We start from the raw sequence: 23,706 nt of genomic DNA, 5'->3' as shown, positions 1-23,706 counted from the left end.
GGAATGTTTCCTTAACATCGCGGCCACACTGGGAGCGGTAGGGTTGTTACGGCAATCTGCAGTGTTTCCTTCGAATGAAAGACGGCCACGGAGGCTACTATATATGTTGAGCATTTTTAAACCTGCGCCACACAAAGCGCGTTTAGCTGCAGCGGAGATCGATCCGACTTATCGTCGATTGCGCTGGCAGATTTTCCTGGGGATATTTTTCGGCTATGCCGCGTACTATCTGGTACGTAAGAACTTTGCTCTGGCCATGCCGTATCTGGTTGAACAGGGGTTCTCTCGTGGCGATCTGGGCTTTGCGTTGTCCGGCATCTCCATTGCATACGGATTTTCGAAATTCATCATGGGGTCCGTCTCGGATCGCTCGAATCCGCGCGTTTTCCTGCCCGCGGGCCTGATTCTGGCTGCTGCGGTGATGCTGTTCATGGGCTTCGTGCCGTGGGCGACATCCAGCATTGCCGTCATGTTTGTGCTGCTGTTCCTCTGCGGTTGGTTCCAGGGGATGGGGTGGCCGCCGTGTGGCCGTACTATGGTGCACTGGTGGTCGCAGAAAGAGCGTGGCGGCATCGTTTCCGTCTGGAACTGTGCGCATAACGTCGGTGGCGGTCTGCCTCCGCTGCTGTTCCTGCTGGGTATGGCCTGGTTTAACGACTGGAAAGCGGCGCTGTACATGCCTGCCTTTGGTGCGATAGTCGTTGCGCTGTTCGCCTTTGCGATGATGCGTGATACGCCGCAGTCCTGTGGCCTGCCGCCTATCGAAGAGTACAAGAACGACTATCCGGATGATTACAACGAAAAAGCGGAAGAAGAGCTGACTGCGAAGCAGATCTTCATGCAATACGTACTGCCGAACAAACTGTTGTGGTATATCGCTATCGCCAACGTGTTCGTCTATCTGCTGCGTTACGGTATCCTGGACTGGTCACCGACCTATCTGAAAGAAGTGAAGCATTTTGCACTGGATAAATCGTCCTGGGCTTACTTCCTGTACGAGTATGCCGGTATCCCAGGTACGCTGCTGTGCGGCTGGATGTCGGATAAAGTCTTCCGCGGTAACCGTGGTGCCACCGGCGTGTTCTTTATGACGCTGGTCACCATCGCGACGGTCGTTTACTGGATGAACCCGGCAGGCAATCCGAACGTGGATATGGCTTGTATGATTATCATCGGCTTCCTGATCTACGGCCCGGTCATGTTGATCGGTCTGCATGCGCTGGAACTGGCACCGAAAAAAGCGGCGGGGACAGCGGCAGGCTTCACCGGACTGTTCGGCTACCTGGGCGGCTCTGTCGCGGCGAGCGCCATTGTCGGTTACACCGTTGACTTCTTCGGCTGGGATGGCGGCTTCATGGTAATGATTGGCGGTAGCGTACTGGCGGTGATTCTGCTGGTGGTCGTCATGATTGGTGAAAAACGCCATCATGCAGAAATGATGCTGAAGCGTAACGGGGGCTAATGAATGAAAACCACATTGAAAAGTCTCAGCGTCGCGCTGATGCTGGCAGGTATGGTTGTTAGCAGTGCGGCGGTTGCCGCAGATAAAATTGTCATTGCGCACCGTGGCGCCAGCGGATATTTACCGGAGCATACGCTGCCTGCGAAGGCGATGGCTTATGCTCAGGGCGCGGATTTTCTGGAGCAGGATTTGGTGATGACCAAGGATGATCATCTGGTTGTCCTGCATGACCACTATCTTGACCGCGTAACCGATGTTGCTGAGCGCTTTCCGGATCGTGCGCGTAAAGATGGGCGTTACTATGCCATTGACTTTACGCTGGATGAGATCAAATCGCTGAAATTTACCGAAGGTTTTGATATCGAAAATGGCAAAAAGGTACAGACATATCCAGGGCGTTTCCCGATGGGTAAATCTGATTTCCGTGTGCACACTTTCGAAGAAGAAATTGAGTTTGTTCAGGGATTAAATCATTCAACCGGCAAAAACATCGGTATTTACCCGGAAATGAAAGCGCCGTGGTTCCATCACCAGGAAGGGAAGGACATCGCCGCTAAAACGCTGGAAGTGCTGAAAAAGTACGGGTACACCGGTAAACAAGACAATGTCTATCTGCAGTGCTTTGATGTTGCGGAGTTAAAACGCATCAAAAATGAACTGGAACCGAAGATGGGAATGGATCTCAATCTGGTGCAGTTGATTGCGTACACTGACTGGAATGAAACTCAGGAGAAAAAGCCAGACGGCAGTTGGGTGAATTACAACTACGACTGGATGTTCAAACCGGGTGCCATGAAGCAGGTGGCGGAGTATGCGGACGGCATTGGGCCGGACTACCATATGCTGGTTGATGAGAAGTCCAGTAAGGGCAATATCTCATTAACGGGTATGGTACAGGACGCGCACCAGAACAAGATGGTGGTGCATCCTTATACTGTTCGTGCCGATCAGCTGCCGGATTATGCAACTGATGTAAACCAGTTGTATGACGTGTTGTACAACAAGGCGGGCGTTGACGGGCTGTTCACCGACTTCCCCGACAAAGCGGTGAAATTCCTGCATAAAGAGTAACGGCAGAAGGCCTGCGATGAACGTATTTTCGCAGGCCTTATTGGTGAAGCGTGAGCAGATTGCTAGATGAGGCCGTCAGCAGTCAACGATTCCATATATGCCTGCAGTAGAAATAAAGGGCTGCCGTCTACCGGCGGCTCTTTTGCCAATAATGATATTTGTCGATAAAACGTTGGCTCCAGCGCCACTGAGCGAATTTCCCCGCCTACTGCCTTCAGCGTGAGTTCCGGTAATAATGCAATCCCCAGCCCCTGGCGAATAAAGCTCATTGCGGTATCCGGGTGGTTAAATTCGTATTTAATAACTGGCTCAATCCCTTTTTCTTTAAACAACGTCATGATGCTTAATTCATAGCGGCCTTTACTGATAATCAGCGGCTCTCCCATCAGTTCTTCCAGCGAAACGGTGGTGTTGGCTGCCAGCGGGTGGCTTTCGGGAACCACTACGGTGAATCTGTCGCGAATGACCGGGACGCAATACATATTACTGACCGGGAAGTGTACAAAGCCTGCATCAATGCTGCCATTGCGAAGTGAATCCACTATCTCGTTGCTGTTTTCTTCGTAGGGTATGATTTTGATAGTAGGGTGCTGGTGCTCAAAGTAGCGGATGATGCCGGGCAAAATGCAGGCGCATGCGCTGGGAAAACAGCCAATGTGCAGGGTACGAATTGGGTTTTGCTTCTCCTGCTCGGCAATCTCTTTGACCGCGTGCGTTTGCACGATAATCTCCCGCAGATGTGGGAGAAGTCGGGAACCGGCTGGCGTTAGCTGAATATCTTTTCGACGCTCACGGATCAAAATATCGATGCCCAGCTCTTCTTCAAGCGCTGAAATAGCCTGACTCACTGCCGATTGGGTCGTATAGAGCCGTTTGCTGGCTTCGGTAAAACCTCCGTACTCAAGAACGGCAAGCAGGGCGTGGATCTGCGTTAATGTCATTAGTTGTCTCTAATCAATATAATTAAAATGATTAATTTCTCTAATAGCATAGGCCTGTTTATACTGACTTTCTACATTCAATACCCAAAATAATTGGCGTAGCCAACACGTAAGCAACGTGAAGTATGACGGGTATAAATCACATTTTGACGCACCTGTCCGTGGTTCAGTTGAGCTGAGCGTTGCCTGCGTGCGCCGTCTGAACAGGTTGTCGAAAAATGAAAGAAAAACTGTGGACGAAGGATTTTTGGGCAATAACGATTATCAGCTTTATTATCTTTTTTGTTTTTTATGTCCTGCTGACTCTGCTTCCGATCTATATTTCGGATCGCCTGCATGCGACGCCTGATAAAGCCGGTTTATTAGTCACGTTCTTTTTGGGCGCTGCCATTCTTGTCCGTCCTTTTGCCGGGCAGTGGGTGGGGAAATATTCGAATAAAACGATTCTGGTGCTCTCTTCTCTGGCCTTTTTGGTGGTCACTGCGCTGTATCCGATTTGCCATTCAATTGAATCACTCCTGCTGATTCGGGTGCTTCATGGTGTAACGTTTGGCGTTATAACCACGGTAAAAGGAACGATTTCCGCGCGGTTGATACCGGCCTCCCGACGTGGGGAGGGCATCAGTTTTTTCTCGTTAGCCATGGGACTGGCAATGGTTGTTGGGCCATGGGTCGGGCTGAACATGGCGCGCTGGGAAGCCTACACCGCTGCATTCTGGCTGTGTACGGCTGTGGCGGCGCTGGGGATTGGGCTGTCACTGATTGTCGCCGTACCGCCGGTGATTCGTCACGCTGATGGTTCTAAACCGAAGCTGGGCTTTGCCGCCATGTTTGACCGCGCTGCGCTGCCTTTCGCGATGGTGACATTCTTTATGACCTTTTCCTATGCGGGCGTTTCAGCCTTCCTTGCATTGTATGCCCGCGAATTGGATTTGATGGCGGCCGCCAGTAATTTCCTGCTTTGCTACGCTATTTGCCTGATGGTCTGCCGAACCTTTACCGGCAATATCTGTGATAAAAAAGGGCCGAAATACGTGGTTTACCCGTGCTTGCTGGCCTTCACCGCTGGGCTGGTGGCGCTGGGTTACACCAACGGGAGTATGATGATGATTCTGGCCGGCGGATTGATCGGTATCGGTTATGGCTCAGTGACGCCTGTGTTTCAGACACAAATTATTAGCTCGGTGGAGCCGCACAAAATCGGTGTTGCCAATTCGCTGTTTTTCAGTGCAATGGATGCGGGAATGGCGATTGGTGCGTTCATTATGGGCATGATGGTTGAAGGTGTGGGGTATCGGGCGATTTACCTGGTTGGGGCTTTGCTGGTGGTGCTGGCCGGGGCGTTGTATATCATGCAGATGAAAAAACGCGGCGACGTGGTACTGGTCTCCGCGCATGAAGTCCACTAAGCACTACATTTCAATCTCAATATCCCCGTTTGCCCGGCAACAGCAGGGCAATATCTCGCCCGGCTGAATAAACGCCAGAGGTTCTGCAATCCAGTCAACCTGTCCCGCCACCAGGCGGGTGCGGCAGGAACCGCAGTAACCTTCACGGCACTGATACTCGACTTCAACGTTGTGCGATTCGAGCGCGGCGAGCAGGGAAGGATGTTCATCCTGGCACAGCAGTTGTGTGCCAGAGATGCGCAGAGTCACGCGGCCCATCAGAGCTGGAAATTACTCAGGTCGTCGGTATCAACTTCGGCGTCGATTTGGCCGACCAGATAAGAGCTGACTTCCACTTCCTGCGGTGCAACCTGGACGTTATCGGATACCAGCCAGGTATTGATCCACGGGATCGGGTTAGAGCGTGTCTGGAATGGCAGATCAAGACCAACAGCCTGCATACGGATATTGGTGATGTACTCAACGTACTGGCACAGGATATCTTTGTTCAGACCGATCATCGAGCCGTCACGGAACAGATAATCTGCCCACTCTTTTTCCTGCAGCGCGGCCTGTACAAACAGGTCATAGCACTCTTGTTTACACTCTTCGGCAATTTCGGCCATCTCTGGATCGTCGACACCGCTGCGCAGCAGGTTCAGCATATGCTGGGTGCCGGTCAGATGCAGGGCTTCATCACGGGCAATCAGACGAATGATTTTTGCATTGCCTTCCATCAGTTCGCGTTCAGCAAAAGCAAAAGAGCAGGCAAAGCTGACGTAGAAGCGAATAGCTTCCAGCGCGTTCACGCTCATCAGGCACAGATACAGTTTTTTCTTCAGTTCACGCAGGTTGACGACAACCGTTTTACCATTGACCGTATGCGTGCCTTCGCCCAGCAGATGCCAGTAGCTGGTCATCTCGATCAACTCATCGTAGTAGCTGGAAATGCCTTCCGCGCGTTTCTGGATCTGTTCGTTGGTGACGATATCGTCGAACACTACCGCGGGATCGTTAACGATATTACGGATGATATGGGTATAAGAGCGGGAGTGAATAGTTTCGGAAAATGCCCACGTTTCCACCCAGGTTTCCAGCTCAGGGATAGAAATTAGCGGCAACAGCGCCACGTTCGGGCTACGACCCTGAATAGAGTCCAGCAGCGTTTGATATTTCAGGTTGCTGATAAAAATATGTTTTTCATGTTCCGGCAGTGCCTGGAAGTCAATGCGGTCACGTGAAACGTCGACTTCTTCCGGACGCCAGAAGAAAGAGAGCTGCTTTTCGATCAGTTTTTCAAAGATGTCATATTTTTGCTGGTCGTAGCGGGCGACGTTCACCGGCTGGCCGAAAAACATCGGTTCCAGAAGCTGGTCATTTTTCGTCTGTGAAAAAGTGGTGTATGCCATTGATGTGAATCCTGTCTGGAATGTATTGCCGGACGCGCTTCGCTTACCCGGCTTACATTACCGCGAATTAATTTATAGGCCGGACAAGCGTAGCGCCGCCCGGCATCATTCATCAGATCTTACAAGCGCCGCTTTCGCAGCCGTCGTCCTGAATGGACGGCACCAGATCGTCCTGAGAATCTTCCGCACCGTCACGGGTGTTCTGATAATACAGCGTTTTGACACCAAATTTGTAGGCGGTGAGCAGGTCTTTCAGCAACTGCTGCATCGGCACTTTTCCTGATGGGAAGCGTGACGGATCGTAGTTGGTGTTGGCAGAAATCGACTGATCGATAAATTTCTGCATGATCCCTACCAGTTGCAGATACCCATCATTGTTCGGCATCTCCCACAGCAGTTCGTACGCGTCGTGCAGGTGTTCGTAGTCCGGCACAACCTGACGCAGAATGCCATCTTTGGATGCTTTAATGCTCACGTAGCCGCGCGGTGGTTCAATGCCGTTAGTGGCGTTGGAGATCTGCGAAGAGGTCTCCGACGGCATCAGCGCAGAAAGCGTGGAGTTACGCAGGCCGTGGGTCTTAATGGACTCACGCAGTTGCTCCCAGTCCAGGTGCAACGGCTCGTTGGCAATGGCATCCAGATCTTTCTTATAGGTATCGATCGGCAAAATACCCTGCGCATAGGTGGTTTCGTTGAACCACGGGCATGCGCCTTGCTCTTTTGCCAGTTCGTTAGAGGCTTTCAGCAGGTAATACTGAATGGCTTCAAAGGTTTTATGGGTCAGGTTATTCGCGCTGCCGTCAGAGTAACGCTTACCGTTTTTCGCCAGCCAGTAGGCGTAGTTGATTACGCCAATACCCAGCGTACGACGGCCCATGGCGCCGCGTTTAGCGGCCGGAATTGGATAATCCTGGTAATCCAGCAGCGCATCGAGAGCACGCACAGCCAGTACGGCCAGTTCTTCCAGCTCATCCAGGCTGTCGATAGCGCCCAGGTTGAATGCGGATAACGTACACAGTGCGATTTCACCGTTCTCGTCGTTCACATCGGTCAACGGTTTGGTCGGCAGTGCGATTTCCAGACACAGGTTGGACTGGCGTACCGGTGCGACAGCCGGATCAAACGGGCTGTGGGTGTTGCAGTGGTCAACGTTCTGAATGTAGATACGACCAGTAGAAGCACGTTCCTGCATCATCAGCGAGAACAGCTCAACCGCTTTCACGCGCTGTTTGCGGATGCTGTCGTCGTTTTCATATTTTGTGTACAGGCGTTCAAATTCGTCCTGATCGGCGAAGAATGCGTCGTACAGACCCGGAACATCGGACGGGCTGAACAGGGTGATGTCGCCGCCTTTCAGCAGGCGGGTATACATCAGCTTGTTGATTTGCACACCGTAGTCCATATGACGGACGCGGTTGCCTTCTACGCCACGGTTGTTTTTCAGCACCAGCAGGCTTTCCACTTCCAGATGCCACATCGGGTAGAACAGCGTAGCGGCACCGCCGCGCACGCCGCCCTGAGAGCAGGATTTCACCGCGGTCTGGAAGTGTTTGTAGAATGGAATACAGCCGGTGTGGAACGCTTCACCGCCGCGAATCGGGCTACCCAGCGCACGAATGCGACCCGCGTTGATACCAATGCCAGCACGTTGAGAAACGTATTTTACAATCGCGCTGGACGTGGCGTTGATCGAATCCAGGCTGTCGCCACACTCGATCAGTACACAGGAACTGAACTGACGGGTAGGGGTGCGCACGCCGGACATGATTGGTGTCGGCAGCGAAATTTTAAACGTAGAAACGGCGTCGTAGAAACGTTTAACGTATTCCAGACGGGTTTCACGCGGGTAGTTTGAAAACAGGCAGGCAGCGACCAGAATGTAGAGGAACTGTGCGCTTTCATAAATCTCACCGGTCACACGGTTTTGCACCAGATATTTGCCCTCTAACTGCTTCACCGCAGCATAAGAGAAGGTCATATCACGGTCGTGCTCGATGAACGAGTCCATCTGCTTGAACTCTTCTTCCGTGTAGTCTTCCAGCAGATGATTGTCGTATTTGCCCATTTCAACCATTTTCACAACATGGTCGTAAAGTGCAGGCGGTTCAAACTCGCCGTAGGCTTTTTTACGCAGGTGGAAAATGGCCAGGCGAGCCGCCAGGTACTGATAATCCGGCGCGTCGCGGGAGATCAGGTCTGCAGCTGCTTTGATGATTGTTTCATGGATATCGGAAGTCTTGATACCGTCATAAAACTGAATGTGGGAGCGCAACTCGACCTGTGAAATCGATACGTTATTCAGTCCTTCTGCCGCCCAATCCAGAACTCGATGGATTTTGTCGAGATTGATGCGCTCTGTACTACCATCACGCTTTGTCACCAGCAGACTCTGATTCATGTGGTTTTTTACCTGTCCGTGAAAGAAAAAATATCCCCCATATTATCCACAGTGCCACGTTGTGACTAAGTCTGTGGATAAATACTATATGTAGGGGTTGTTTGATAAAATAGACGCTATATGGTGAGTATTCTAGTAGGGATTCTTTTCAGCACAAGAGTTGATTTTGAGGTTAAATTGAGGTTGCAAAAGGGTAAGAATCGCTAAGTGCGCGTCTTATAAGGCCTGGCGGGGATGTCAATAATTGAGAAAAAAAATAGAAAATTTGATCGAGTGCTGATTTCTTCATCTAAGGCAAAGAAAGTTCTTATGATCTGGCACAGGATTTGTACGCCTGATAAGCGAAGCGCCATCAGGCATTGTTCCCGTTAGCATGCCGGATGGCGGCGTTGGGCGCCTTATCCGGCCTACAGGAGCGGTTAATCAACCCTGGCGGTGGTATGCACCATATAGTTCACATCCACGCCGGGGCCCAGTTTGAAGGTGTTGGTAATGGGGTTGTAATGCAGACCGGTCATGTGACGCTCTTTCAACACCGTCTGGTCGACCCACTGTAACAATTCAGCCGGCTTAATAAATTTTTTCACATCGTGTGTACCTTTCGGCACCATGCGCAGAATATATTCCGCGCCGACCACGGCCATCAACCAGGACTTACCGTTACGGTTGAGCGTGGAGAAAAATACTTCGCCGCCGGGTTTGACCAGTTTGGCGCAGGCTCTGACTACAGACTGCGGGTCCGGTACGTGTTCCAGCATTTCCATACAGGTGACGACGTCATACTGGTGCGCATGTTTCTCGGCGTGTTCTTCGACAGTCTCCTGCACATACTCAACATGAATGCCGCTTTCCAGCGCATGCAGTTTTGCCACCTGTAAGGGTTCAAACCCCATATCCAGGCCGGTGACCGTTGCGCCTTCACGCGCCATGCTTTCTGCCAGAATCCCGCCGCCGCAGCCGACGTCGAGTACCTTTTTACCAAACAGACCACCTGACCGTTCGGCGATATAGCCCAGACGCAGCGGGTTTATGCGGTGCAGAGGCTTAAATTCACCCTCAAGATCCCACCAGCGCGACGCGACTGCTTCAAATTTGGCAATTTCTTCATGGTCAACGTTGTGAGTTACCGGCGGTTTTTCGGCATTCATTGGGGCTTCTACTCCTAAATTAGCAATGCAAACGAGTATATCAGCCTGACGGGATGAATAAAGCCTCTGTCTGGGGGAATCCATTTACCTGAATCTGCACGGGTGTGTTATAATTTGCGACCTTTGAATCCGGGATACAGTAGAGGGATAGCGGTTAGATGAGCGACCTTGCGAGAGAAATTACACCGGTCAACATTGAGGAAGAGCTGAAGAGCTCCTATCTGGATTATGCGATGTCGGTCATTGTTGGCCGTGCGCTGCCGGACGTCCGAGATGGCCTGAAACCGGTACACCGTCGCGTACTTTACGCCATGAACGTATTGGGCAACGACTGGAATAAAGCCTATAAAAAATCTGCCCGTGTCGTTGGTGACGTAATCGGTAAATACCACCCTCATGGTGATACCGCCGTTTACGACACCATTGTTCGTATGGCGCAGCCATTCTCCTTGCGCTACATGCTGGTGGATGGTCAGGGTAACTTTGGTTCTGTCGATGGCGACTCCGCAGCTGCGATGCGTTATACGGAAATCCGTATGTCGAAAATCGCCCACGAGCTGATGGCTGACCTGGAAAAAGAAACGGTTGATTTCGTCGATAACTACGACGGCACCGAACGCATTCCAGACGTCATGCCGACCAAAATTCCTAACCTGCTGGTGAACGGTTCGTCCGGTATCGCGGTAGGTATGGCAACCAACATTCCGCCGCACAACCTGACGGAAGTGATCAACGGCTGTCTGGCATATATTGACGATGAAGACATCAGCATTGAAGGGCTGATGGAACATATTCCGGGTCCGGACTTCCCGACCGCAGCGATCATCAATGGTCGTCGTGGTATCGAAGAAGCTTACCGTACCGGTCGCGGCAAGGTATACATTCGCGCACGTGCAGAAGTCGAAGCTGACGCGAAAACTGGCCGTGAAACCATCATCGTGCATGAAATTCCGTATCAGGTGAACAAAGCACGCCTGATCGAGAAAATTGCCGAGCTGGTAAAAGACAAACGCGTTGAAGGCATCAGCGCGCTGCGTGACGAGTCTGACAAAGACGGTATGCGTATCGTGATTGAAGTGAAACGCGATGCGGTCGGGGAAGTGGTGCTGAATAACCTCTACTCCCAGACCCAACTGCAGGTTTCTTTCGGTATCAACATGGTTGCGCTGCACCATGGTCAGCCGAAGATCATGAACCTGAAAGAGATTATCGCTGCGTTTGTTCGTCACCGTCGTGAAGTGGTTACCCGCCGTACTATTTTTGAACTGCGTAAAGCCCGCGACCGTGCGCACATCCTCGAAGCGCTGGCGATTGCTCTTGCCAACATCGATCCGATCATCGAACTGATCCGTCGTGCCCCGACCCCGGCAGAAGCGAAAGCGGCGCTGGTTGCGCGCTCCTGGGAACTGGGTAACGTCTCTGCCATGCTGGAACGTGCGGGTGATGACGCTGCGCGTCCTGAGTGGCTGGAACCTGAGTTTGGCGTGCGTGACGGTCAGTACTTCCTGACTGAACAGCAGGCCCAGGCAATTCTGGATCTGCGTCTGCAGAAACTGACCGGCCTTGAGCATGAAAAACTGCTCGACGAATACAAAGAGCTGCTGGAGCAGATCGCTGAACTGCTGCACATTCTGGGCAGTGCCGATCGTCTGATGGAAGTTATCCGTGAAGAGATGGAGCTGGTTCGTGAGCAGTTCGGCGATGCGCGTCGTACTGAAATCACAGCGAACAGCGCTGACATCAACATCGAAGATCTGATTAGCCAGGAAGATGTTGTTGTAACCTTGTCTCACCAGGGCTACGTGAAATATCAGCCGTTAACCGATTACGAAGCACAGCGTCGTGGCGGGAAAGGTAAATCAGCAGCACGCATTAAAGAAGAAGACTTTATCGACCGTCTGCTGGTGGCCAACACTCACGACACGATCCTCTGCTTCTCCAGCCGCGGTCGTTTGTACTGGATGAAGGTTTATCAGCTACCGGAAGCCAGCCGTGGCGCACGTGGACGTCCAATCGTCAACCTGCTGCCGCTGGAAGCCAATGAACGTATCACTGCTATCCTGCCAGTACGCGAGTACGAAGAGGGCGTGAACGTCTTCATGGCGACCGCCAGCGGTACGGTGAAGAAAACCGCGCTGACCGAGTTCAGCCGTCCGCGTTCCGCCGGTATCATTGCGGTTAACCTGAACGAAGGCGACGAGCTGATTGGCGTTGACCTGACGTCCGGTAGTGACGAAGTCATGCTGTTCTCTGCTGCCGGTAAAGTGGTGCGCTTCAAAGAAGATGCCGTTCGTGCGATGGGTCGTACCGCGACCGGCGTACGCGGTATCAAGCTGGCAGGAGAGGATAAAGTTGTTTCTCTGATTGTTCCGCGCGGTGAAGGTGCCATCCTGACCGTGACGCAGAACGGCTACGGTAAGCGTACCGCGGCAGAAGAGTATCCGACCAAGTCTCGTGCGACGCAGGGCGTTATCTCCATCAAGGTTACCGAGCGCAACGGCTCTGTTGTCGGCGCGGTACAGGTTGAAGATACCGACCAGATCATGATGATCACCGATGCCGGTACGCTGGTGCGTACTCGCGTGTCGGAAATCAGCGTGGTTGGGCGTAACACCCAGGGCGTGATCCTCATCCGCACGGCGGAAGATGAAAACGTCGTCGGTCTGCAACGTGTTGCTGAACCGGTTGATGATGAAGAACTTGACTCCATCGACGGTAGTGCTGCGGAAGGGGACGATGATATCGCTCCTGAAGCTGAGAGCGACGATGATGCGGCAGATGACGCAGAAGAGTAATTAAGTTGTGATGAGAAGGGCCGGAGAAATCCGGCCCTTTTTTTTAGTTCATCCGCTCCACGATCATCGCGATACCCTGGCCGCCGCCGATACACAGCGTTGCCAGACCGAGCGTTTTATCCCGTGCCTGTAACGCATGCAGCAATGTGACCAGAATTCGCGCGCCGCTGGCGCCGATAGGGTGGCCCAGCGCAATCGCACCACCGTTAACGTTGACCTTTTGCGCATCAAACCCCAGCGTTTTGCCGACGGCAAGAAACTGTGCGGCAAATGCTTCGTTGGCTTCGATAAGATCGATATCCGACAGTTGAAGTCCGCTCAGTTGTAACGCTTTTTGCGTGGCCGGAACGGGCCCCATCCCCATCATCGCCGGTGCCACGCCGCCGCTGGCCCAGGCTTTGATTCGCGCCAGCGGCTGTAGCCCAGCAGCCAGCGCTGCCGACTCTTCCATTACCACCAGAGCGGCAGCACCGTCGTTAATCCCCGAGGCATTGCCAGCGGTAACAGTACCTGCTTTGTCGAAGGCCGGACGCAATGCGGCAAGACCTTCCGCCGTGGAGTCTGCCTTGGGAAACTCATCGCGTTCAAAAATAAGGGTTTTCTTTCGTGATTGTACGCTGACAGGGACGATTTCGGCCTGGAACGCGCCGGACTCTATTGCGGCAATGGCTTTCTGTTGTGATAACAGTGCCAGTTCATCCTGCATTTCGCGGCTGATGCCGTACTCTTTAGCGACGTTCTCGGCGGTAATCCCCATATGATAGCCATGTTCGGCGCAGATCAGCCCATCGCGCAGAATGACGTCTGCCAATTGCCCGTCACCGAGACGATATCCCCAGCGGGCTTTAGCCTCTAACAGGTAGGGGGCCTGACTCATATTTTCCATTCCGCCAGCGACCAGTGCCTGGGCCTGTCCGGCGGCGATCGCCTGAGCCGCAAGCGCCACGCTTTTGAGACCGGAGCCACACACTTTGTTGACGGTGAAGCCGCAAACGGTGTCGGAAAGACCGCTTCTTAGCAATGCCTGACGCGCCGGATTCTGTCCCAGCCCGGCCTGCAGCACGTTACCCATAATCACTTCTTCAACCTGCTGCGGATCAAGATGAGCGCGCTCGATTGCCGCTTTTATCACGGTTGATCCCAGCTCGATAGCGCTGGTGGTCGCCAGTGCGCCATTAAAGCTACCGATTGCGGTACGTGCCGCGCTGACAATGACACAGTTTTTCATTTTTCTGTTCCTTTATGTAAGTAATGGCTGTCAGAACAAGGTCAATCCAATGACAAAAATGACGCCTGAGAAGAGCAGGGCAGTGATGCAGTACCCCATGATGTCGCGCACACCCAATCCGGCGATGGCCAATGCAGGTAGCGCCCAGAACGGCTGCGCCATGTTCATCCACTGCTCGCCATAGGCGATAGCCATCACTGACTTACCGAGATCGGCGCCAAGGGCCTGAGCAGCTGGCATGACGAACGGCCCCTGAATAACCCAATGGCCGCCGCCAGATGGCACGGCAAAGTTAATCAGTGCTGAACTGAAGAAGGTCATCAGCGGGAAGGTGTCTTTGTTGGCGACGTTGATGAAGAACTCGGTAATCAATCCACCGAGGCCAGAGTGCTCCATCATCAACTGAATACCGGCGTAGAAGGGGAACTGCACCAGGATGCCGGCAGTGCTTCGTGCGGCAGCGCTAACGGCACGCATATAGGCCATAGGCGTTTTATGCAGCAGCAGACCGGCAATCATAAACATCAGGTTGACGGTGTTGATGGTGATGTTGAAGCCTTTCTCAGTGAAATAGAGGGCCAGATAAGCAATCCCTAATGCCCCGATTACCAGGGCCAGAATGCGGCTCTCTTCCAGTTTTTCCGATGGCGGGGCGTCGGCTGGCAGTTTTTTCTGAAAATCAGCTTCTTCCAGTAACAGCTTCGGATCGATGCTTACCACATCAGACGGTTTTGGCGTCATCATGCGTGTGATGAACGGCATCACGACGATCAGCGCCACGGTGATGAAGATGTTAAAACCGGTAAACAGCGTGTCTGCGACCGGAATTAACCCTGCGACGTGCTCAACCGGGTTGCCTGGCGTTGCCGCCAGCAATGGCATTGAACCGGAGAAGCCACCCCCCCAGGTGAGAAAACCGATGTAGGCGCAGGCAATCAGCAGGGGATAGTCGGAGCCGGGTACCCGGCGTGCGACTTCACGGGCAAACATCGCCCCCACGACCAGACCAAAACCCCAGTTGATGACGCAGGCGACCGAACCGAAAAACGTCACCAGCATGACACCCTGAGCGGGGGTTTTGGCGGCGGAGGCCGCCGTACGCAGCAGACTTTTCACCGGTCCTGAACTGGCTAACGCATGGCCTGTGACGATGATCAGCGCCATCTGCATGCCGAAAGCCAGCAGGTTCCAGAAACCATCACCCCAGAATCTCACCATGCTGACTGGCGTTTGTGGCGTCAGCCACAGCGCGATGCCGAAGGTCAACAGCGTTAGCAGCATGGCGAAAATCAGCGGGTCGGGCAGCCAGCGGCTGACCACGCGCGTCATAAAACGAGCAATGCGGCCGATCATGCATCACCTCGCAGGATAGTCAGCTCGGCGGCGACATCAAACTGCGCTTCGGTTTTTTCACGCAGCGTGGCGATATCGCATCCTTCCGCGATTTCCGTAAGCCACATTTTTCCGTCAATGAAGCGGAAAACGGCGAGTTCGGTGACCAGCATATGCACCGCATGTTGTGCCGTCAGCGGCATGGTGCAATGTCGGAGGATCTTCGCTGAGCCGTCTTTTGCGCAATGCTCCATCGCGATAATCACTTTGCGTGCGCCGGTCACCAGATCCATCGCCCCTCCCATGCCGGGAACCATTTTGCCGGGAACGACCCAGTTGGCGAGGTTGGCCTGTTCATCGACCTGTAACCCACCGAGCACGCAGGCATCGACATGGCCGCCGCGAATTAACGCAAACGACATGGCGCTATCAAACATGGCTGCGCCTGGCAAAATCCCGCACGGTTGCCCACCGGCGTTTACCAGGTCGGGATGCGCGGTCGTGACCGGCCCCAGACCGAGAAAACCGTTTTCTGACTGCAATGTGATATGAATGTCAGCGGGCAGGTAGTTGGCAACCATCGTCGGCAGACCAATCCCCAGGTTGACGACATCCCCGTCGTGAAGCTCAAGCGCCACACGGCGCGCAATACGTTGTTTAGCATCCATGATTAGCTCTCCTGTGGAATGACGATATGGTCGATAACCGCACCGGGGGTGACGATCTGGTCTGGCTGGAGTTCACCGATCTCGACCATTTCATCCGGTTCAACCAGTGTGATGTCGGCGGCGAGGGCAATCAGTGGGTTAAAGTTACGGGCGCTAAGTTGATAGGTCAGGTTGCCAAGCGTGTCAGCGCGGTGTGCGCGGATCAGCGCCAGATCGGCACGCAATGGACGTTCGAGCAACCAGACTCTGCCATCGAGCGTCATGGTCTGCTTGCCATCTTCCACTACGGTGCCGACGCCGGTTGGTGTGAGAAAACCGCCAAGGCCTGCGCCACCGCAGCGAATTTGCTCAATCAGAGTGCCTTGTGGCACCAGTTGTACGTCCATTTCGCCGGCAATCATGCGGCGACCGGTTTCAGGGTTGGTGCCAATGTGCGAGGCAATCACTTTGCTCACGCGGCCGTTGACGATTAAGGGGCCGATACCGGTATCGACAAATGCGGTATCGTTGGCAATTAACGTCAAATCCCTGACGCCAGATTCAAGTAAGGCTTCGACAAGGCGAGGTGGCGTGCCAACCCCCATAAAACCGCCGACCATGATGGTCATGCCGTCACGAAAGAAGCTCGCTGCGTCTTGTAGAGTAATCAGTTTTGTTTTCATTATGTTTCCCTTTTGCATACTCCATTTTGGGTACGCTCAGGGAATTGCAAGCCGGGTGCCAGAATGACAAATGGCAAAATTAATTTTTAATTATTTGAATTTTATGATTTATTTTTTACTGGCTGGTGAGGGGAAGGGGGAGTTGCTATGCAGAGTTTTGCGCAGTGTGCAAAATTCTGCATAGCAAATTTAGGTATCAGGAGCCTGACGGGTCAATACCATACTCTTGCAATTTGTACATCAGAGCGCGCCGACTGATCCCCAGCATTAGCGCGGTACGGGTGCGGTTGCCATCCTGATTGTCGAGCACCTCAAGGATGATGCGTTTTTCCTCACGCTTAATTTCTTCCTTCAGATTGCGTTCTCCGGTCTGAACTGCTTTTACCTCTGTTACGGTACTGACAGGCGATCGGAACTGCGCAGGCAGGTCTTCGGCAAAAATCACCGCGCCGGTATTCATGACCACTGCACGTTCGATGACGTTAGACAGTTCACGAATGTTCCCTGGCCATGGCCAGGCGGTAAGCATGGACATCGCCGTTGGATCGATCTCAATGATATCCCGCTGATTTTCTGAACTAAATTTTTGTAAAAAATGATTCGCTAACAGGGCGATGTCTTCGCGGCGTTCGCGTAACGGGGGAAGGGTCAGGTGAATAACGTTAAGCCGATAAAACAGGTCTTCGCGAAACGTTCCTTCCTTCACCATTGTTTGCAGGCAGCGGTTGGTGGCGGCAACAATACGGATATCGACGCGGATAGTTTGGTGTCCGCCGATGCGCTCGAACTCTCTTTCCTGCAAAATACGCAGCAGTTTGGCCTGCAGCACCAGCGGCATTTCACCAATCTCGTCGAGCAGAAGCGTTCCCTGATGCGCACGTTCGAACAGTCCCTGGCGTAGGGTTTGTGCGCCGGTAAATGCCCCCTTTTCGTGACCAAACAGTTCGCTTTCCAGTAAGGATTCCGGTAAGGCCGCACAGTTGATTTTGATAAAGGGACCGTTGGCGCGTCTGCTGTTGTAGTGGATGGCGCGGGCAATCAGCTCTTTTCCTGTGCCACTTTCACCGCTAATCAGTACGTTCGCCTGTGAGAGGGCGATTTTTGCCGTGTCTTTACAAATATCCATCATCACCGGGCTGTTGGTCAGGATATGCCCCCATTGCCAGCTGGTGCTTAGCGCCTGATGCAGATTGCGGATCTCCTGCTTCATTGCCTGAAGCTGCAGTGCGCGCTGAATGACCAGATTGAGCTCATCCAAATCAAAGGGTTTAATCACATAGTCAAACGCGCCACTACGGAGAGCTTCCACTGCGGTTTCTACTTCGGCGTAGGCCGTCATCAGAATAACGGGGATCCGCGGCTGCTGGGCGCGCATGACTTTCAGTGCATCAATACCGTCCATCTCTGGCATACGGATATCCATCAGTACCACGTCAGGATGCGTATCAGCAAACAGAGTCAGCGCGGCTTTTCCATCGCTGGCGCAGTGCGTTTCATGCCCTTGCAGGGAAAATGCAGTGGTAAGCATACGGCGAACATTTTCTTCGTCATCAACGATGAGAATACGGTAGGTCGTTTTCATTCTGACGGATTTCCCTGCGGGTTAAGAGGTAAAATCAGGGTGAAGGTCGCGCCGCAGCCCGGCATACTTGTCACGTGGATATCCCCCTGATGCGCGTTGATAATGCGCTGGCTTAGCGCCAGTCCAAGACCCGTACCTGACGCTTTGGTCGTAAAGAAGGGGTCGAATATTTTCTTCTGAATGGCACTATCGATACCGTTGCCATTATCTTCAATCATCACCGCCTGCTGTGAGGCTGAGTATTGCCAGGTGCGGATGCGAATTTCGCCCCGTGCGGCTATCGCCTGGACCGCATTGATCAATATATTGAGGATCACCTGCTTGAGGAGTTCGCGATCGGCGACAATGGCTGGCAGGCCGGCATCAAATTCCGTGGTAAACGCGATTCGAGCCTGTAGGCCCGCGGTTTGCACGAGGATCAGCGTTTCTTCAATCAACGCGTTGAGCCGTACCTGCTGCCACTGGCTTTGTCGCGGGCGTGAGAAATCCAACAGTTGCTGGATGACTTTATTGATTGAGTCAATTTCGTTCAGCACAACGGATAAATATTCCTGATGTTCTGGTAAAGACGTTTGTTGGCGGATGATCTGGACGTAGCCACGGATTGCCGTCAGCGGGTTACGTACCTCATGCGCCACTCCAGCCATCAACTCGCCGAGCGTCGCGAGCCTTTCCGTTTGTGCCAGCCGGCGCTGGGTCTCTTTGCGTGCCGTTAAATCAGAGAAGATCACCAGCGCTCCGATTAGCTCGCCATGCGCGTTATGGATCCGGCTGGTGGTGACGCTTATTTCAATGGTGCGGTCGCGACCAGGAAAACTTACCTCCTGGGCGACATGTTCGGTGCCGTGCTCCAGCGTATCCAGTACCGGGCTGGAAAACTGAGTATCGGCAAAGAGGGTTGCATAGGGTTGCCCAACCAGTTCATGCAACTGATAGCCAGTGATTTGCTCTGCCGCCGGGTTCATGGTGGTGACATCGCCCTGTCTGTCGATGGCAATGACGCCGTCTGCTGCGTTCTCAATAATCAGGTCATTAAGGGTTTTGGTGTCCCGAAGCGTTTGTGCCAACGCATTGACGCTGTGGCTGATTTGCCCCAGTTCGCCGGGCAGTTCAGGCAGGCGTGCTGGTGTTTTTTGCGCCAGCGTGGAGAGTCCGTCGGTGATAATGTCGATATTCGCACTGAGACGGCGAGAGAAAAGCACAATCAACAGCAGGCTACTGATGAGTCCGGCAGCCAGTACGGCAATGATCCTGACGTCCATTTTCCAGGCTTGCTGGCGGATATCTTCCGTCAGTTCATTCGCCCAGATATAGCCAATGACGTCACCCTGTCGTTCGATGGGGATCATGGAGTTGAGGATGTCGCCACGAACCTGTCGTCCGGAAAAAACCACAGGTGCGTTGTTGCGCATCACTTCACGTCCGGGGTGATCGTCAGTGATAGTGATACCGACATTACTTTGGTACAACGCAGAGGGGGCGTAGGTGATGATTGCATCCAGTGCTTTATTGTAATATCCCGCGCCGATGCCAGGAAATGCCCGGGTGATCCGTTCGGTGATGGGGCCCAACTCAAGATTTAGCGCCCGAATGCGCGCTTCACGCGGTAACTCCGCGTAGTGGCTAAAGCGATCGCCCAGCGCGCCGTTAAGCAGAGTGAGCACCGATGACAGTTTTTTCTCTTTTTCAGATAAGACTGCTGACCGGCCTTCAGTTTCTACGATATAACCAATAGAAATCGTCGGCACAATGACCATCAGAATGGCCATCATGATCATTTGGTTGCGTAAACGTCGCGGGTATAAACGACGCGTCAGCCATCTCAGCTTGCGCATTCTCACATCCGTGCAGTGTTTTTTAGGCAAACGACGATTATCAGGGGTTAAGACAACGGTGTCAGAGCGGTGTATCATATTCCCGTAAAGAGAGGGCATTGCGACGCCGGACATTTACCGCTACCTTAACCACACTCTATTGATACCCTGAGGCGGAGCTTCGCCCCTTTGAAATACCTTGCTTCCGTTCATTCAACCCTAAAAGTCTCACGCTACCTGTTCAGAGCGCTGGCCTTACTGGTCTGGTGTCTGATTGCTTTTGCGTCGGTGTTCTACATTGTGAATGCGCTGCACCAGCGAGAGTCTGAGATCCGCCAGGAGTTTAATCTCAGCTCCGATCAGGCCCAACGCTACATTCAGCGTACTTCTGACGTGATAAAAGAGCTGAAATACATTGCTGAAAACCGGTTAACGGCAGAAAACGGCGTGATGTCATTGCGGGCACGGGATGATAAAACCGTGGTGCCGAATTTTGAACCGCTGTTTGCCGATTCCGACTGTGCGGTGATGGGTAATGCCTGGCGTGGCTCGCTGGAGTCATTGGCGTGGTTTATGCGCTACTGGCGCGACAATTTCTCAGCGGCTTATGATTTGAACCGCGTGTTCCTGATCGGCAGCGATAACCTCTGTATGGCCAATTTTGGTCTGCGGGATATGCCTGTCGAACGTGACGAGGCGCTGAAAGCGCTGCATGAACGCATCATTAAGTATCGCAATGCGCCGCAGGAAGAAAACGGCAATAACCTGTTCTGGATAAGCCAGGGACCGCGTCCGGGGGTGGGGTATTTTTATGCGCTGACGCCGGTCTATCTTGCCAATCGTCTGCAGGCGTTGCTGGGTGTGGAACAGCCGATTCGTATGGAGAACTTCTTCACGCCGGGCAGTTTGCCGATGGGGGTGACAATCCTTGATGAAAATGGTCATGCGCTGATTTCACTCACCGGCCCTGAAGGCACTATTCAGTCTGAATCGCGCTGGATGCAGGAGCGCTCGTGGTTTGGCTACACGCCGGGTTTTCGCAATCTGGTGTTGAAGAAAAACCTGCCGCCGTCCTCGCTCAGTATTGTGTACTCCGTGCCGGTCGATCTGGTGCTGGAGCGGATACGCATGATGATCCTGAATGCGGTTCTGCTGAATGTGCTGGTAGGTGCGGCGTTGTTTATGCTGACGCGCATGTATGAGCGGCGTATTTTTATTCCAGCGGAAAGCGATGCCCAGCGCCTGGAAGAGCATGAGCAGTTTAACCGTAAAATCGTGGCTTCTGCGCCGGTCGGTATTTGTATTCTGCGCACAATTGATGGCATTAACATTCTGAGCAACGAGCTGGCACATACCTATCTCAACATGCTGACGCATGAAGACAGGCAACGGCTGACGCAAATTATCTGCGGCCAGCAGGTTAATTTCGTCGATGTGCTGACCAGCAATAATACCAATCTGCAAATCAGCTTTGTGCATTCACGTTATCGCAATGAGAACGTAGCGATATGCGTCCTGGTCGATGTGAGTGCGCGTGTGAAAATGGAAGAGTCGTTACAGGAGATGGCGCAGGCGGCGGAACAGGCCAGCCAGTCAAAATCAATGTTCCTTGCGACGGTGAGTCATGAATTACGCACGCCGCTGTATGGCATTATCGGCAACCTCGACCTGCTGCAAACGAAAGAACTGCCCAGCGGAGTGGATCGCCTGGTGACGGCGATGAATAACTCCTCCAGCCTGTTGTTGAAGATTATCAGCGATATTCTTGATTTCTCGAAAATTGAATCTGAACAGTTGAAGATTGAACCGCGTGAATTTTCACCGCGGGAAGTGATGAGCCATATTACGGCCAACTATCTGCCGCTGGTAGTACGCAAGCAACTGGGATTGTACTGTTTCATCGAACCGGATGTGCCTGTGGCATTAAATGGCGATCCGATGCGCTTACAGCAGGTCATTTCTAACCTGTTGAGTAATGCGATTAAATTCACTGATACCGGCTGTATTGTGCTGCATGTTCAGTGCAGCGGCGACTACCTCAGCATTCGTGTGCGTGATACTGGCGTGGGGATCCCGGCTAAAGAAGTCGTTCGCCTGTTCGATCCCTTCTTCCAGGTGGGGACGGGCGTGCAGCGTAATTTCCAGGGGACCGGGTTGGGTCTGGCTATCTGTGAGAAACTGATCAGCATGATGGACGGGGATATTTCCGTCGATTCTGAACCGGGGATGGGGAGCCAGTTTACGCTGCGGATACCGCTGTATGGTGCCCAGTACCCACAGAATAAAAGCGTGGAGGGTCTTGCCAGTACCCGCTGCTGGCTGGCGGTGCGAAACGCGTCACTCTATCACTTTATCGAATCCAGCCTCACGCGTACCGGGATGACGGTGCTGCGTTATGAGGGGCAGCAACCTGATGCAAATGATGTATTGATTGCTGATGATGTGCTGGATCAGACGTGGCAGGGACGAGCCACGGTGATTTTCTGTCGTCGCCACATTGGTATTCCGCTGGAAAGAACGCCTGGAGAGTGGGTGCACAGCGTGGCATCACCGCACGAGTTGCCCGCGCTGCTGGCGCATATCTACAGCGTTGAACTGGGCAGTGAAGCGCTTTCCACCGCGCTGCCAGCTCCGGACAAAGTGGGAGCCACAAACGATGACATGATGATTCTGGTGGTTGACGATCATCCGATTAACCGTCGTTTACTGGCCGATCAGCTAGGATCGTTGGGGTATCAGTGTAAAACCGCCAACGACGGTGTGGACGCGCTCAATGTGTTGAGTAAAAACCATATTGATATCGTGCTGAGCGACGTCAACATGCCGAATATGGATGGTTATCGCTTGACGCAGCGTATTCGCCAACTGGGGCTAACGCTGCCGGTGATTGGTGTGACGGCCAATGCTCTAGCGGAAGAGAAGCAGCGTTGTCTGGAGTCGGGAATGGACAGCTGTTTGTCCAAGCCAGTGACGTTAGACGTGCTAAAACAGACGTTGACGGTCTATGCGGAACGCGTGAGAAAAACGCGGGGATAAAAGGGGCAGGGTAGCGGTGTTTGCCTTATCCGGCCTACAGAACATACACAACGCTGTATTGTTCGTAGGCCAGATAAACACGGTGCCATCAGGCAGATGATATGAAACCGAATTACTCTTTATCTGACGGGCTTAACGTCACGGATGACAGGTAATTCAGCAGGGCGATATCGTTTTCCACGCCGAGCTTCATCATTGCAGACTTTTTCTGGCTACTGATGGTTTTAATACTGCGATTGAGCTTTTTAGCGATTTCAGTCACCAGGAAACCTTCGGCAAACAGGCGCAGAACTTCACTTTCTTTCGGTGACAGGCGTTTGTCGCCATAGCCGCTGGCGCTGATTTTTTCCAGCAGGCGAGAGACGCTTTCCGGGGTGAATTTCTTACCTTTTTGCAGCGCCGCCAGCGCCTTAGGCAGGTCAGTTGGCGCACCTTGTTTCAGCACGATCCCTTCAATGTCGAGATCCAATACCGCGCTCAGAATGGCCGGGTTGTTGTTCATGGTCAAAACGATGATCGACAGGCTCGGGAAATGGCGTTTGATATATTTAATTAACGTGATCCCATCACCATATTTATCTCCCGGCATTGAGAGATCGGTAATCAACACATGAGCATCTAATTTAGGCAAATTGTTGATCAGTGCAGTGGAGTCTTCAAATTCGCCGACAACGTTCACCCACTCGATTTGTTCAAGTGATTTACGAATACCGAACAGTACAATCGGATGGTCATCGGCAATAATTACGTTCATAGTGTTCATGTATTGGGC

Annotated in this window: 17 protein-coding genes; 5 read left to right on the top strand and 12 right to left on the bottom strand. The window is 52.9% G+C overall.

All coding sequences use genetic code 11. The features are described from left to right. The first annotated feature begins 103 nt into the window (after window positions 1-103). Window positions 104-1,462 carry a glycerol-3-phosphate transporter gene (gene glpT, locus FDX19_RS20360; protein WP_137384134.1) on the top strand — a complete coding sequence of 453 codons (1,359 nt, stop codon included), beginning with the start codon at window positions 104-106 and terminating at the stop codon, window positions 1,460-1,462. Between the two features lie 3 nt (window positions 1,463-1,465). After that, window positions 1,466-2,533, top strand: a complete 1,068-nt coding sequence (gene glpQ / locus FDX19_RS20355) for a glycerophosphodiester phosphodiesterase (RefSeq protein ID WP_137384133.1) — start codon at window positions 1,466-1,468, stop codon at window positions 2,531-2,533. Window positions 2,534-2,595: 62 nt separating this feature from the next. On the opposite strand, the gene FDX19_RS20350 is transcribed toward glpQ, so the two are convergent. Next, window positions 2,596-3,474 carry a LysR family transcriptional regulator gene (locus FDX19_RS20350; RefSeq protein WP_137384132.1) on the bottom strand — a complete coding sequence of 293 codons (879 nt, stop codon included), beginning with the start codon at window positions 3,472-3,474 and terminating at the stop codon, window positions 2,596-2,598. Between the two features lie 218 nt (window positions 3,475-3,692). Here FDX19_RS20350 and FDX19_RS20345 point away from each other — a divergent pair, with 218 nt between their 5' ends. Continuing rightward, the gene (locus tag FDX19_RS20345) at window positions 3,693-4,883 is read left to right on the top strand and encodes an MFS transporter (RefSeq protein WP_137384131.1); all 1,191 of its coding nucleotides are present in this window, start codon (window positions 3,693-3,695) and stop codon (window positions 4,881-4,883) included. Window positions 4,884-4,886: 3 nt separating this feature from the next. Here FDX19_RS20345 and yfaE read toward each other — a convergent pair whose 3' ends face one another. The 4 genes from yfaE to ubiG all read right to left on the bottom strand — a co-directional run bounded on the left by yfaE (window position 4,887) and on the right by ubiG (window position 9,817). Further along, entirely contained in the window at window positions 4,887-5,141 is a 255-nt protein-coding gene (gene yfaE / locus FDX19_RS20340; protein ID WP_115643144.1) for a ferredoxin-like diferric-tyrosyl radical cofactor maintenance protein YfaE, read from the bottom strand. After that, window positions 5,141-6,271 carry a class Ia ribonucleoside-diphosphate reductase subunit beta gene (gene nrdB / locus FDX19_RS20335; RefSeq protein ID WP_003834668.1) on the bottom strand — a complete coding sequence of 377 codons (1,131 nt, stop codon included), beginning with the start codon at window positions 6,269-6,271 and terminating at the stop codon, window positions 5,141-5,143. Before nrdB ends, yfaE begins: the two co-directional genes overlap by 1 nt. A gap of 112 nt (window positions 6,272-6,383) precedes the next feature. Then, window positions 6,384-8,669 (bottom strand): class 1a ribonucleoside-diphosphate reductase subunit alpha, encoded by a 2,286-nt coding sequence (gene nrdA / locus FDX19_RS20330; protein ID WP_137384130.1) that lies wholly within the window; start codon window positions 8,667-8,669, stop codon window positions 6,384-6,386. A gap of 419 nt (window positions 8,670-9,088) precedes the next feature. Further along, complete coding sequence (gene ubiG, locus FDX19_RS20325) at window positions 9,089-9,817, bottom strand: bifunctional 2-polyprenyl-6-hydroxyphenol methylase/3-demethylubiquinol 3-O-methyltransferase UbiG (RefSeq protein WP_137384129.1); 729 nt, start codon at window positions 9,815-9,817, stop codon at window positions 9,089-9,091. Window positions 9,818-9,975: 158 nt separating this feature from the next. Here ubiG and gyrA point away from each other — a divergent pair, with 158 nt between their 5' ends. Continuing rightward, the gene (gene gyrA / locus FDX19_RS20320) at window positions 9,976-12,612 is read left to right on the top strand and encodes a DNA topoisomerase (ATP-hydrolyzing) subunit A (RefSeq protein ID WP_137384128.1); all 2,637 of its coding nucleotides are present in this window, start codon (window positions 9,976-9,978) and stop codon (window positions 12,610-12,612) included. Window positions 12,613-12,655: 43 nt separating this feature from the next. Here the strand turns inward: gyrA and FDX19_RS20315 are convergent, their stop codons facing one another. The 6 genes from FDX19_RS20315 to atoS form a co-directional block, all read right to left on the bottom strand. After that, window positions 12,656-13,840: an acetyl-CoA C-acetyltransferase gene (locus FDX19_RS20315; protein WP_137384127.1), complete on the bottom strand. Its 1,185-nt coding sequence runs from the start codon at window positions 13,838-13,840 to the stop codon at window positions 12,656-12,658. A gap of 30 nt (window positions 13,841-13,870) precedes the next feature. After that, entirely contained in the window at window positions 13,871-15,193 is a 1,323-nt protein-coding gene (locus FDX19_RS20310) for a TIGR00366 family protein (RefSeq protein WP_137384126.1), read from the bottom strand. Continuing rightward, window positions 15,190-15,840 (bottom strand): 3-oxoacid CoA-transferase subunit B, encoded by a 651-nt coding sequence (locus tag FDX19_RS20305; RefSeq protein ID WP_137384125.1) that lies wholly within the window; start codon window positions 15,838-15,840, stop codon window positions 15,190-15,192. Before FDX19_RS20305 ends, FDX19_RS20310 begins: the two co-directional genes overlap by 4 nt. 2 nt (window positions 15,841-15,842) lie before the next feature. Continuing rightward, on the bottom strand, window positions 15,843-16,502 hold the full coding sequence (gene atoD / locus FDX19_RS20300) for an acetate CoA-transferase subunit alpha (RefSeq protein WP_115601747.1): 660 nt from the start codon (window positions 16,500-16,502) through the stop codon (window positions 15,843-15,845). Window positions 16,503-16,698: 196 nt separating this feature from the next. Next, window positions 16,699-18,084 carry an acetoacetate metabolism transcriptional regulator AtoC gene (gene atoC, locus FDX19_RS20295; RefSeq protein WP_137384124.1) on the bottom strand — a complete coding sequence of 462 codons (1,386 nt, stop codon included), beginning with the start codon at window positions 18,082-18,084 and terminating at the stop codon, window positions 16,699-16,701. Next, entirely contained in the window at window positions 18,081-19,919 is a 1,839-nt protein-coding gene (gene atoS, locus FDX19_RS20290) for a two-component system sensor histidine kinase AtoS (protein ID WP_137384123.1), read from the bottom strand. Before atoS ends, atoC begins: the two co-directional genes overlap by 4 nt. A gap of 168 nt (window positions 19,920-20,087) precedes the next feature. Between atoS and rcsC the strand changes: the two genes are divergently transcribed. Continuing rightward, window positions 20,088-22,934: a two-component system sensor histidine kinase RcsC gene (rcsC, locus tag FDX19_RS20285; protein ID WP_137384122.1), complete on the top strand. Its 2,847-nt coding sequence runs from the start codon at window positions 20,088-20,090 to the stop codon at window positions 22,932-22,934. A gap of 112 nt (window positions 22,935-23,046) precedes the next feature. Here rcsC and rcsB read toward each other — a convergent pair whose 3' ends face one another. Further along, on the bottom strand, window positions 23,047-23,697 hold the full coding sequence (rcsB, locus tag FDX19_RS20280) for a response regulator transcription factor RcsB (protein WP_003027592.1): 651 nt from the start codon (window positions 23,695-23,697) through the stop codon (window positions 23,047-23,049). Between the last annotated feature and the right edge of the window lie 9 nt (window positions 23,698-23,706).

Source organism: Citrobacter sp. wls619, from assembly GCF_005281345.1.
GTDB lineage: Bacteria > Pseudomonadota > Gammaproteobacteria > Enterobacterales > Enterobacteriaceae > Citrobacter.
Note: the sequence above shows the minus strand (reverse complement) of the source record. Positions and strands in the feature narration are given on the sequence as shown.

Bases quoted from the DNA above. Each gene is read 5' to 3' on its own strand.
- glpT (WP_137384134.1), top strand. From the start codon at position 104: ATGTTGAGCATTTTTAAACCTGCGCCACACAAAGCGCGTTTAGCTGCA.
- glpQ (WP_137384133.1), top strand. From the start codon at position 1,466: ATGAAAACCACATTGAAAAGTCTCAGCGTCGCGCTGATGCTGGCAGGT.
- FDX19_RS20350 (WP_137384132.1), bottom strand. From the start codon at position 3,474: ATGACATTAACGCAGATCCACGCCCTGCTTGCCGTTCTTGAGTACGGA.
- FDX19_RS20345 (WP_137384131.1), top strand. From the start codon at position 3,693: ATGAAAGAAAAACTGTGGACGAAGGATTTTTGGGCAATAACGATTATC.
- yfaE (WP_115643144.1), bottom strand. From the start codon at position 5,141: ATGGGCCGCGTGACTCTGCGCATCTCTGGCACACAACTGCTGTGCCAG.
- nrdB (WP_003834668.1), bottom strand. From the start codon at position 6,271: ATGGCATACACCACTTTTTCACAGACGAAAAATGACCAGCTTCTGGAA.
- nrdA (WP_137384130.1), bottom strand. From the start codon at position 8,669: ATGAATCAGAGTCTGCTGGTGACAAAGCGTGATGGTAGTACAGAGCGC.
- ubiG (WP_137384129.1), bottom strand. From the start codon at position 9,817: ATGAATGCCGAAAAACCGCCGGTAACTCACAACGTTGACCATGAAGAA.
- gyrA (WP_137384128.1), top strand. From the start codon at position 9,976: ATGAGCGACCTTGCGAGAGAAATTACACCGGTCAACATTGAGGAAGAG.
- FDX19_RS20315 (WP_137384127.1), bottom strand. From the start codon at position 13,840: ATGAAAAACTGTGTCATTGTCAGCGCGGCACGTACCGCAATCGGTAGC.
- FDX19_RS20310 (WP_137384126.1), bottom strand. From the start codon at position 15,193: ATGATCGGCCGCATTGCTCGTTTTATGACGCGCGTGGTCAGCCGCTGG.
- FDX19_RS20305 (WP_137384125.1), bottom strand. From the start codon at position 15,840: ATGGATGCTAAACAACGTATTGCGCGCCGTGTGGCGCTTGAGCTTCAC.
- atoD (WP_115601747.1), bottom strand. From the start codon at position 16,502: ATGAAAACAAAACTGATTACTCTACAAGACGCAGCGAGCTTCTTTCGT.
- atoC (WP_137384124.1), bottom strand. From the start codon at position 18,084: ATGAAAACGACCTACCGTATTCTCATCGTTGATGACGAAGAAAATGTT.
- atoS (WP_137384123.1), bottom strand. From the start codon at position 19,919: ATGCGCAAGCTGAGATGGCTGACGCGTCGTTTATACCCGCGACGTTTA.
- rcsB (WP_003027592.1), bottom strand. From the start codon at position 23,697: ATGAACACTATGAACGTAATTATTGCCGATGACCATCCGATTGTACTG.